Source organism: Streptomyces sp. NPDC054840 (assembly GCF_053611065.1).
This window is the reverse complement of the sequence record NZ_JBSGZP010000007.1, coordinates 24,653-34,458: the sequence shown is the minus strand read 5'-3', so window position 1 is coordinate 34,458 and position 9,806 is coordinate 24,653. Positions and strand designations below refer to the sequence as shown.

The 9,806-nt window shown below is 70.0% G+C and carries 9 protein-coding genes and 1 pseudogene; 4 read left to right on the top strand and 6 right to left on the bottom strand.

Annotated elements, in window-relative coordinates:
- The coding region (locus tag ACWGIU_RS01500; RefSeq protein WP_453701675.1) for an SDR family oxidoreductase at nucleotides 1–360 on the top strand (360 nt) is incomplete at its 5' end.
- 394 nt (nucleotides 361–754) lie between these two features.
- Here the strand turns inward: ACWGIU_RS01500 and ACWGIU_RS01495 are convergent.
- The 6 genes from ACWGIU_RS01495 to ACWGIU_RS01470 form a co-directional block, all read right to left on the bottom strand.
- Complete coding sequence (locus ACWGIU_RS01495) at nucleotides 755–2,173, bottom strand: NAD(P)/FAD-dependent oxidoreductase (protein WP_453701674.1); 1,419 nt, start codon at nucleotides 2,171–2,173, stop codon at nucleotides 755–757.
- Between the two features lie 47 nt (nucleotides 2,174–2,220).
- Entirely contained in the window at nucleotides 2,221–3,027 is an 807-nt protein-coding gene (locus tag ACWGIU_RS01490) for an ABC transporter permease (RefSeq protein WP_453701673.1), read from the bottom strand.
- A complete protein-coding gene (locus tag ACWGIU_RS01485; RefSeq protein WP_453701672.1) occupies nucleotides 3,027–3,956 on the bottom strand; it encodes an ABC transporter permease in 930 nt (309 codons plus the stop codon). The genes ACWGIU_RS01490 and ACWGIU_RS01485 overlap by 1 nt, the downstream gene beginning before the upstream one ends.
- Complete coding sequence (locus ACWGIU_RS01480) at nucleotides 3,953–5,101, bottom strand: ABC transporter ATP-binding protein (protein ID WP_453701671.1); 1,149 nt, start codon at nucleotides 5,099–5,101, stop codon at nucleotides 3,953–3,955. Before ACWGIU_RS01480 ends, ACWGIU_RS01485 begins: the two co-directional genes overlap by 4 nt.
- Before the next feature lie 124 nt (nucleotides 5,102–5,225).
- The gene (locus ACWGIU_RS01475) at nucleotides 5,226–6,476 is read right to left on the bottom strand and encodes a polyamine ABC transporter substrate-binding protein (RefSeq protein ID WP_453701670.1); all 1,251 of its coding nucleotides are present in this window, start codon (nucleotides 6,474–6,476) and stop codon (nucleotides 5,226–5,228) included.
- Between the two features lie 70 nt (nucleotides 6,477–6,546).
- On the bottom strand, nucleotides 6,547–8,064 hold the full coding sequence (locus ACWGIU_RS01470) for a gamma-aminobutyraldehyde dehydrogenase (protein ID WP_453701669.1): 1,518 nt from the start codon (nucleotides 8,062–8,064) through the stop codon (nucleotides 6,547–6,549).
- Nucleotides 8,065–8,258: 194 nt separating this feature from the next.
- Between ACWGIU_RS01470 and ACWGIU_RS01465 the strand changes: the two genes are divergently transcribed.
- From ACWGIU_RS01465 to ACWGIU_RS01455, 3 genes and pseudogenes are all read left to right on the top strand, one after another.
- Nucleotides 8,259–8,813, top strand: a complete 555-nt coding sequence (locus ACWGIU_RS01465) for an NADAR family protein (RefSeq protein WP_453701668.1) — start codon at nucleotides 8,259–8,261, stop codon at nucleotides 8,811–8,813.
- Nucleotides 8,810–9,223: an NUDIX domain-containing protein gene (locus ACWGIU_RS01460; protein WP_453701667.1), complete on the top strand. Its 414-nt coding sequence runs from the start codon at nucleotides 8,810–8,812 to the stop codon at nucleotides 9,221–9,223. The genes ACWGIU_RS01465 and ACWGIU_RS01460 overlap by 4 nt, the downstream gene beginning before the upstream one ends.
- Before the next feature lie 216 nt (nucleotides 9,224–9,439).
- Nucleotides 9,440–9,801 (top strand): annotated as a pseudogene (locus ACWGIU_RS01455) (TROVE domain-containing protein); the annotation flags it as partial.
- Nucleotides 9,802–9,806: the final 5 nt, after the last annotated feature.

Below are 9,806 nucleotides of genomic sequence, written 5' to 3'. Positions count from 1 at the left end.
ATCGGCTTCGTCCTGTCCGGCTCGGTCCACGAGCCGATCCCCGGTCTGACCATCTCCAACGGTCTGCGCCCGGGCCTCGCGGGCTTCGCGAAGTCCCTCTCGCTGGAGCTCGGCCCGCGCGGCATCCGGGTCGTCGGCCTGCTGCCGGCCCGCATCGACACCGACCGGGTGCGCGAGCTCGACGCGCTGTCCGGTGACGCCGCCGCCGCGCGGGCGGGGAACGAGTCCCGCATCCCGCTGCGCCGCTACGGCGCCCCGGAGGAGTTCGGCCGCACGGCGGCCTTCCTGCTCTCCCCGGCGGCGTCGTACCTGACGGGCGTCATGCTCCCCGTCGACGGCGGCTCCCGGCACGGCTTCTGACCCACCGTGTCTGTCCCGCACGTCGTCCGGACGATCTGAGGTCGTGTCCGCGCGGTCCCACCTGCCGCGACGCCTGGCACCGCACCTCGCCGCGTTGTCGGGCGCGCCCGGGTACGTCCGGTACGCGGGCGCCCCTCCGCCGTGCGAGGCACGCCACCGGACCCGCCGCGGGGCCCGCCCTTCGGGCAGCCGGCGCTCCTTCGTGGACACGACCTCACAGGGCAGTACACCTAGGCCGTCTCTTCCGGATCTTGCCGGGCCCGGCCCGCCCGGCACGGCCCCTCGCCGCGTTGTCGGGACACCCGAGTACGTCCGGTACACGGGAGCCCCTCCGCCTTGCGAGGCACCGCACCGGACGACCCGGGCTCACCCGCCAAGATCCGGAAGAGACGGCCTAGCTGTCGAAGCCGAGGCCGAAGCGGTCCAGCGTCTTGAGCCACAGGTTCCGGTGTCCGCCGCGGGCGTCCGCGCGGGCCAGCGACCACTTGGTGAGCGCGATCCCGGTCCAGGCGAAGGGCTCGGGCGGGAACGGCATCGGCTTGGACCTCACCATCTCCAGCCGCGTGCGCTCGGTGGAGAGCCCGTCCAGCAGGTCCAGCATCACGTCCGCCCCGAACCGGGTGGCCCCCACGCCGAGGCCGGTGTAGCCGGCCGCGTAGGCCGCCTTCCCCGCGTGCGCGGTGCCGAAGAAGGCGGAGAAGCGCGAGCAGGTGTCGATCGCGCCGCCCCAGGCGTGGCTGAACTTCAGCCCCTCCAGCTGTGGGAAAGCGGTGAAGAAGTGCTCCGCGAGCTTGAGGTAGGTCTCGGGGCGGTGGTCGTACTCGGAGTCGAGCTTCCCCCGGTAGGGGTAGATCGCGTCGTAGCCGCCCCACAGGATCCGGTGGTCGCGGGTGATCCGGAAGTAGTGGAACTGGTTGGCGCTGTCGCCGAGTCCCTGCCGCCGCTTCCAGCCGATCGCGGCCAGCTGGGCCTCGTCGAGCGGCTCGCTCATCAGCGCGTAGTCGTAGACGGGGACGGTGAACGGGCGGACCCGGCGGACCAGCGAGGGGAAGATGTTCGTGCCGAGGGCGACCCGGCGCGCGAGGATCGTTCCGTAGGGGGTCGTCACGGTCATCCCGGAACCGGCCGAAGCCAGTTTCAGGCCGCGGGTGTTCTCGTAGATCCGCACCCCGAGCTCCAGGCAGGCCCGCTTGAGGCCCCAGGCCAGCTTCGCCGGGTTGAGCATGGCCACGCCGTCCCGGTCCCAGAGGCCCGCGAGGAAGGTCGGGGAGTCGACCTCGGCGCGCACCGCCTCGCCGTCCAGCCACTCGGAGCCGTCGGCGAGGCCGAGGCGCAGCGCCTCCTCGTGCAGTTCGCGCAGTTCCTCGACCTGGTGCGGTTCGGTGGCGACGTCGATCTCGCCGGTCCGCTCGAAGTCGCAGTCGATGCCGTAGCGGGCGACGGCCTCCTCGATGGCGTCGAGGTTGCGGGCGCCCATCTCTTCCAGCGCGGCCAGCTCGCCGGGCCAGCGGGCCATTCCGTTGCGGAGGCCGTGGGTGAGGGAGGCGGCGCAGAATCCGCCGTTGCGGCCGGAGGCGGCCCAGCCCGCCTCCTTGCTCTCGATCAGTACGACGTCCCGCCCCGGGTCGCGCTCCTTGGCGATCAGCGCGGTCCACAGTCCGCTGTAACCGCCGCCGACGACCAGCAAGTCGCAGCGCTCGTCGGAGGTCAGCGCCGGCTCGGGGGCCGGCTTGCCGGGGTCGTCCAGCCAGTACGAGACCGGCTTCGCTTCGGAAAGGGATTTCGCAACACTACGCATGGCGACTGGGGCCATGTCTTCCAACTCCCTACGGAACTGATGACGTGCCGTGCTTTCCCGAATTACTTCGGTTGTGCCTTCTTGCGGCGGTTGCCGACCATCTGGCCGGCCAGGACCACCAGCACCGCGATGACGAACATCGCTGTACCGATGACGTTGATCTGCACGGGCGTACCGCGCTGGGCCGATCCCCACACGAACATGGGGAAGGTGACGGTGTTGCCCGAGTTGAAGTTGGTGATGATGAAGTCGTCGAAGGAGAGCGCGAAGGAGAGCAGCGCGCCCGCCGCGATACCGGGTGCCGCGATCGGCAGGGTGACCCGTACGAAGGTCTGCACCGGGCCGGCGTAGAGGTCGCGGGCGGCTTCCTCCAGCCGCGGGTCCATGGACAGGACACGCGCCTTGACGGCGGCGACGACGAAGCTGAGGCAGAACATGATGTGGGCGATCAGGATCGTCCAGAAGCCCAGCTGGATGCCCATGTTGAGGAAGAGCGCGAGCAGCGAGGCCGCCATCACGATCTCGGGCATGGCCATGGGCAGGAAGATCAGCGAGTTGACCGCGCCGCGCGCCCGGAAGCGGTAGCGCACGAGCGCGAAGGCGATCGCGGTGCCCAGCGCGGTCGCGACGAGGGTGGACCACAGGGCGATCTGGAGCGAGAGCGACAGCGACCCGCACATGTCGGCGACCCCGCAGGGGTCCTTCCACGCGTCGAGGGAGAACTCCTGCCAGGCGTAGTTGAACCGCCCGGTCGGGTTGTTGAAGGAGAAGACGGTGACGACGACGTTGGGCAGGATCATGTACGCGAGCGTGCCGAGGCCCGCGATGACGACCATGTTGCGCCGGAGCCAGGTGAGGGGATTGCGCATCAGACCAGGTCCTCCGTCCCCGCTCGGCGGATGTAGATGGTGACCATGATCAGCACGATCGCCATGAGAATGAAGGACAGCGCGGCCGCCGTCGGGTAGTCGAGGATCCGCAGGTACTGCGACTGGATGACGTTGCCGATCATCCGGGTGTCCGTGGACCCGAGCAGTTCGGCGTTCACGTAGTCGCCGCTCGCCGGGATGAAGGTGAGCAGGGTCCCGGAGACCACGCCCGGCATGGACAGCGGGAAGGTCACCTTGCGGAAGACCGTGGCGGGGCGGGCGTACAGGTCCCCGGCCGCCTCGTGGAGGCGGGTGTCGATGCGCTCCAGCGAGGAGTACAGCGGCAGGATCATGAAGGGGAGGAAGTTGTAGGTCAGACCGCAGACCACCGCGAGCGGCGTGGCCAGTACCCGGTTCCCCTCGGTCATGCCGAGCCAGCTGGTGACGTCGAGGAAGCCGATGCTGTTGAGGACGGCGACCACCGGGCCGCCGTCGGCCAGGATCGTCTTCCAGGCCAGAGTGCGGATCAGGAAGCTGGTGAAGAACGGGGCGATGACCAGGACCAGCAGCAGGTTGCGCCAGCGGCCCGCCTTGAAGGCGATCAGGTAGGCCAGCGGGTACCCGAGCAGCAGGCACAGCGCGGTCGCGGTGCCGGCGTAGAGCAGGGAGCGCAGGAACTGCGGGTAGTACTCGGTGAAGGCGTCCCAGTAGGTCCCGAAGTGCCAGGTGACCTGGAAGCCCTCTTCGAGGGAGCCGGTCTGCACCGAGGTGGAGGCCTGGTAGACCATCGGCAGCACGAAGAACACCAGCAGCCACAGGATGCCGGGGAGCAGCAGCCAGTACGGGATCAGCCGCTTGCGCAGGGACGCCTTGTGCGCCGGGGGTTCGGTGGCGGCGGGCGTCCGGGGCGGCGCCGCGGTGGTCGTCATGCGCTCTCCTCCACCGTCTCGACACCGGCGTCGATGTCCTGGGAGGCGTCCAGGCCGAAGGTGTGCTCCGGGTTCCAGTGCAGGATCACCTCGGCGCCCGGCACCAGGCGGGAGTCCCGCTCGATGTTCTGGGCGTACACCTCCAGCTCGGGACAGACCTGGCTGTCGACGACGTACTGGGTGGAGACGCCGATGAAGGAGGAATCGGCTATCCGGCCGGTGATCCTGTTCCGGCCCGCCCCGATGGTGTGCTCCTCATCGGCGTGGACCAGGGAGATCTTCTCCGGGCGTACCCCGACCAGCAGCTTCCCGCCCGCACGGGGGGAGGTGGCGCAGCGGGCCGCGGGCAGCCGGAGCTTCGTACCGGAGGCGGAGACGACGACCTCGGAGCCGGCCGAGTCCACCGAGGCCTCGATCAGATTCGAGGTGCCGAGGAAGTTGGCGACGAAGGTGGTGCCCGGGTTCTCGTACAGCTCGGCGGGGGCACCCAGCTGCTCGACGCGGCCGCCGTTCATCACCGCGACCGTGTCGGCCATGGTCATGGCCTCCTCCTGATCGTGCGTGACGTGCACGAAGGTGATGCCCACCTCGGTCTGGATCCGCTTCAGCTCCAGCTGCATCTGACGGCGCAGCTTGAGGTCGAGCGCGCCGAGCGGCTCGTCGAGGAGCAGCACCTGCGGGTGGTTGATCAGCGCGCGGGCGACGGCCACGCGCTGCTGCTGGCCACCGGAGAGCTGGTGCGGCTTGCGCTGGGCGAACTGGCCGAGCTGGACCAGCTCCAGCATGTCGTCGACCTGCTTATTGACCGACTTCACGCCGCGGCGGCGCAGCCCGAAGGCGACGTTCTCGAAGATGTTCAGGTGCGGGAAGAGCGCATAGCTCTGGAAGACCGTGTTGACCGGTCGCTTGTACGGCTGCAGGTCGGTGACCTCCCGGTCGCCGAGGTGCACCGTGCCGGTGGAGGGCTCCTCCAGGCCGGCGATCATGCGCAGGGTGGTGGTCTTCCCGCAGCCCGAGGCGCCGAGCAGGGCGAAGAAGGAGCCCTGGGGGATGGTGAGATCCAGCGGGTGCACGGCGGTGAAGGTGCCGTAGTGCTTGCTGATCCCGGAGAGGCGGACGTCGCCGCCCGCGGTCTTGTCAGTCATGGATGGTCCCGGGGTTGGGTGGGGCAAGGGGTCGAAGGCTCGGCGGGGCCGGCCGGGCCGCGCCGCCGCCGAACAGGTCCGGCGATCGCCACCGCGGTCCGGCGGGCCCGCCGCAAGGCGTGCGTCAGGCGCCGATGAGCTTGGCGAACTTCTCCTCGTACGCCGTCTCTTCCTCGCTGGTGAGGGAGCGGAAGGCGTGGGCCTTGGCGGCCATCGCCTTGTCCGGGACGATCAGGGGGTTGTCCGCGAGCGCGGGATCGATCTTGGCCAGTTCGTCCTTGACGCCCTCGACCGGGCAGACGTAGCTGATGTACGCGGCCAGCTGGGCTGCGATCTCGGGCTCGTAGTAGAAGTCGATGAGCTTCTCCGCGTTGGCCTTGTGCCGGGCCTTGGCGGGGACCAGCAGGTTGTCGCTGGAGGTGATGTATCCGGGGGCGGGGATGGCGTACTTGATGTCCGGGTTGCCGGCCTGGAGCTGGATGATGTCCCCGGCCCAGGCGAGGCAGGCGGCGAGGTCGCCCTTGTCCAGGTCTGACGTGTAGTCGTTGCCGGTGAAGCGGCGTATCTGGTTCTTGTCCACGCCCTTCTGGAGCCGGCCGATGGCCTCGTCGAAGTCCGCGCTGGTGAAGGTCGCCGGGTCCTTGCCCTGGTCGAGCAGGGTCATGCCGACGCTGTCGCGCATCTCGGTGAGGAAGCCGACGCGGCCCTTGAGGGAGGGGTCGTCGAGCAGCTGGGTGACGGAGTCGACCTTCTTGCCGCCGGTCGCCTTCTCGTTGTAGGCGATGACGGTGTCGATGCCGGTCCAGGGGTAGCTGTAGGACCGGCCCGGGTCCCAGTCGGGGGTGCGGAACTGTGGGATGAGGTTGGCGTAGGCGTGCGGGAGGTGCGCCGGGTCCAGCTTCTGCGCCCAGCCGAGGCGGATGATGCGGGCGGCGAGCCAGTCGGTGACGACGATCAGATCGCGGCCCGTGTCCTGGCCGGCGGCGAGCTGGGGGCGCACCTTGCCGAAGAACTCGACGTTGTCGTTGATGTCCTCGGTGTACTTGACCTTGATGCCGGTCCGCTTGGTGAACTCCTCCAGCGTGGGACGGCTCTTCTCGTCCTCGCTGGTGTCCATGTACTCGGTCCAGTTGGAGAAGTTGATCTCCTTCTCCTGGGCCGAGTGGTCGTCGGAGGCCACTGCCGCATCGCCCTCACGTTTGGCGGGCGGGATCCCGCACGCGGTGAGGGCGGACAGCCCTCCGAGGGTGAGCGCTCCCACTCCGGAGGCGCGCAGCAGCGAGCGGCGGGTGAGGGCGCCGCGCCCGCTGTCAATGCTGCGCCGCATCGCGGCGAGTTGCGCCGCCGAGAGGCGGTCGGGCTCGAACTGCTTCATGCGCTGTGCCCTTTCGGGAGGTGTACCGCTGGTCAGGCGGTGGGCCCATGCGGCGATGAGCCGCGGATGGTTACGGACGGTCCCCGAAGATGGTGCGGTGCCAGTCCTTCTCGGCCACCGCGGTGTTGTCGTACATCACGTGCTTGACCTGCGTGTACTCCTCGAAGGAGTAGGCCGACATGTCCTTTCCGAAGCCGCTGGCCTTGTAGCCGCCGTGGGGCATCTCGCTGATGATCGGAATGTGGTCGTTGACCCAGACGCAGCCCGCCTTGATCTCGCGGGTGGCCCGGTTCGCCCGGTAGAGGTCACGGCTCCAGGCGGAGGCCGCGAGTCCGTACGGGGTGTCGTTGGCCAGCGCGATGCCCTCGTCGTCGGTGTCGAAGGGCAGGACGACGAGGACCGGGCCGAAGATCTCGCACTGGACCACCTCGCTGTCCTGGGCGGCCCCGGCGATGAGGGTGGGCCGGTAGTAGGCGCCCTCGGCCAGGTCCCCCGCCGGGATCTCACCGCCGGTGACGACGGTGGCGTAGGCGCGGGCGCGGTCGACGAAGGCGGCGACCCGGTCGCGCTGGGCGTGCGAGACCAGCGGTCCGAGGTCGGTGGTGGGCGCGAAGGGGTCGCCGAGGCGGACGCTCTCCATCAGCTCGGCCACCCGGGAGACGAAGGCGTCGTGCAGGGGGCGCTGGACGTAGGCGCGGGTGGCGGCCGTGCAGTCCTGGCCGGTGTTGATGAGGGAGGCCGCGACGGCGCCGTGCGCGGCGGCCTCCAGGTCGGCGTCGTCGAAGACGAGGAAGGGGGCCTTGCCGCCGAGCTCCAGGTGCAGCCGCTTGACGGTGGCGGTGGCGATCTCGGCGACCCGCTTGCCGACGGCGGTGGAGCCGGTGAAGGAGGTCATCACCACGTCGGGGTGGCCCACCAGGTGCTCTCCGGCCTCGCGGCCGGCACCGGTGACGATGTTGATCACACCGTCGGGCAGGCCCGCGTCCTTGGCCGCCTGCGCGAACATCAGAGAGGTCAGCGGGGTCAGCTCGGCGGGCTTGAGGACGATGGTGTTGCCCGCGGCGATCGCCGGGAGGACCTTCCAGGCGGCCATCTGGAGCGGATAGTTCCAGGGCGCGATCGAGCCGACGACCCCGATGGCCTCGCGGCGTACGTACGAGGTGTGGTCGCCGGAGTACTCGGCGGCCGCCTGCCCCTGGAGGTGCCGGGCCGCGCCCGCGAAGAAGGCGGTGTTGTCGATGGTCCCCGGTACGTCGAACTCCGTGGACAGCTTGATCGGCTTGCCGCACTGGAGGGACTCGGCGTACGCGAAGTCCTCGGCCTGCTCGGCCAGTACGGCGGCCAGCCGGTGCAGGGCGTCCGAACGCTCGCCGGGAGTGGCGCCGGACCAGCCCGGGAAGGCCCTCCTGGCGGCGGCGACGGCTTCGTCGACGTCCGCGGTGCTCGCGAGCTCGTAGGTCAGGACCTCGTCGCCGGTCGCCGGATCGATCACGGTGTGTGACTGTCCGGAGGTGCCGGGCCTCAGCTGCCCGTCGATGTACTGCGCGCCGCCTGCGAAGCGGTCCTTGACCTGGAAGCGGTTGCCCATGACGCTCTCACGCTCTCCGTAGCTACAGTTCGAGCTACAGCTCGAATTGAGTGCCGATCCTGGCAGAGGTGATGCCCTCGGCCAAGTGATTCCGTTGTTTCCTTTTGATTACGCGACGGAATCGGTCGACCATGTGTCGAAGCGCACCGGAAATCCCGTACGAAGTGTCAGTGGCGGCTGCCAGACTCGCGTGCATGGAGACGATGGACGAACTGATCAAGCAGGTCAGCCGTGGTGAGCGGGTGAAGTACCTGCCGTTCTGGGGCCACCGCCCGCAGCCGGACGGCCGGCTCGGCCCCAGCTGCCTGAGCCAGTGGTGGCCTGCTTCTTTCACTGTCGGTGACGTCCGATATGCGACCGCGGAGCACTGGATGATGGCCGGCAAGGCCCGGCTCTTCGGCGATGCCGAGGCGGAGCGGGCCGCGGTGGAGGCGAAGAGCCCGGCGGCCGCGAAGAAGGTCGGGCGCCTCGTGCGCGGCTTCGACGACGCGATATGGGAGCGGGAGCGCTTCGCCCTGGTGGTGGAGGGCAGCGTGCACAAGTTCGGCTCGGACCCGGCGCTGGCCGGGTATCTGCTGGGCACCGGGAAGCGGGTGCTGGTGGAGGCGAGCCCGCTGGACCGGATCTGGGGCATCGGGCTGGCGGCCGACGACGAGCGCGCGCTGGACCCGGCGCGCTGGCGCGGGCTGAACCTGCTGGGCTTCGCGCTGATGGAGGCGCGGGAGCGGCTTCTGCAGGACCGGGCGTGACGGAGCGGCGCCGGGTCGCCGCCGTGATCATCCGCGACGGTTGCGTCCTGATGGTGCGCGAGCGGGGCCTGGGTGCCACGGGCCGGCATGACGGGCCGGAGTACTGGACCCTGCCGGGCGGCGGTCTGGAAGAGGGCGAAGAGCCCGAGGACGCGGTCCGGCGGGAGGTCGCCGAGGAGACGGGCCTGCGCACCCTGGGCGCGCGGTACGCGTACGAAGCGCCCTACCCCTCGGGCCGGACCTCGTGCTTCCGCGTGGAGGTCGAGTCCGGGGAGCCGGTCCTCGGCGTCGACGCGGACCTCACGTGCGACTGCCCGCGGATGGTCGGACTCGTGTGGGTCCCGCTGTCGCGCGCGGTCGACGGCGACGAGGTCATGGTGCCCACCCTGCTCTCGGCGGCGCGGGTCTGACGTACATGCGTGGCGGCACCTGCTTCGACTCATGATCGGGCGGCGGGTTCTAGTCCCGTCACCGGCTTCGGGCCGGTGTAGCTCAGCCGGCAGAGCACCTAGTGGTTTCGCCGACTTCGACCTCGCCCGGTGCGCAGGCGACGGCTACTTCCGGATCGACGGGTCGCGGGTTCGTATCCCGCCCGGCCTCGGCCGGTAGCTCAGCTCGGCGGTCACATGGCTCGTTTCAACCTGCGCGCGACCAAGTCCGTGCCCACCTCTCCGACTTCGCCGATCCGGACCGCCGGGCGGGCTCGTACCGCCCCGGGCGGTCCGGGCCACCGGCGCGATCCGCGCTCCGAACTGTTCCTGCTCGCCGTCGCCGACTCCGTGACGCGGCAGACGTTCCATGAGAGCGGCGAGCGCGCGACGACCGCTTCGAGACGCTCGTGCGCACCCCCGCCGTCGAGGATCCCGCCTGGACGGCCGGCCTGCTGGGCCGGCTCCGCGGGGCCGCCGACATGCGGACCGCCTCGCTCGTCGGCGCCGCCGCCGAGTACGTGAAGGCGCGGCTGGAGGCGGGCGTCACGGACGGGCCTTGAGG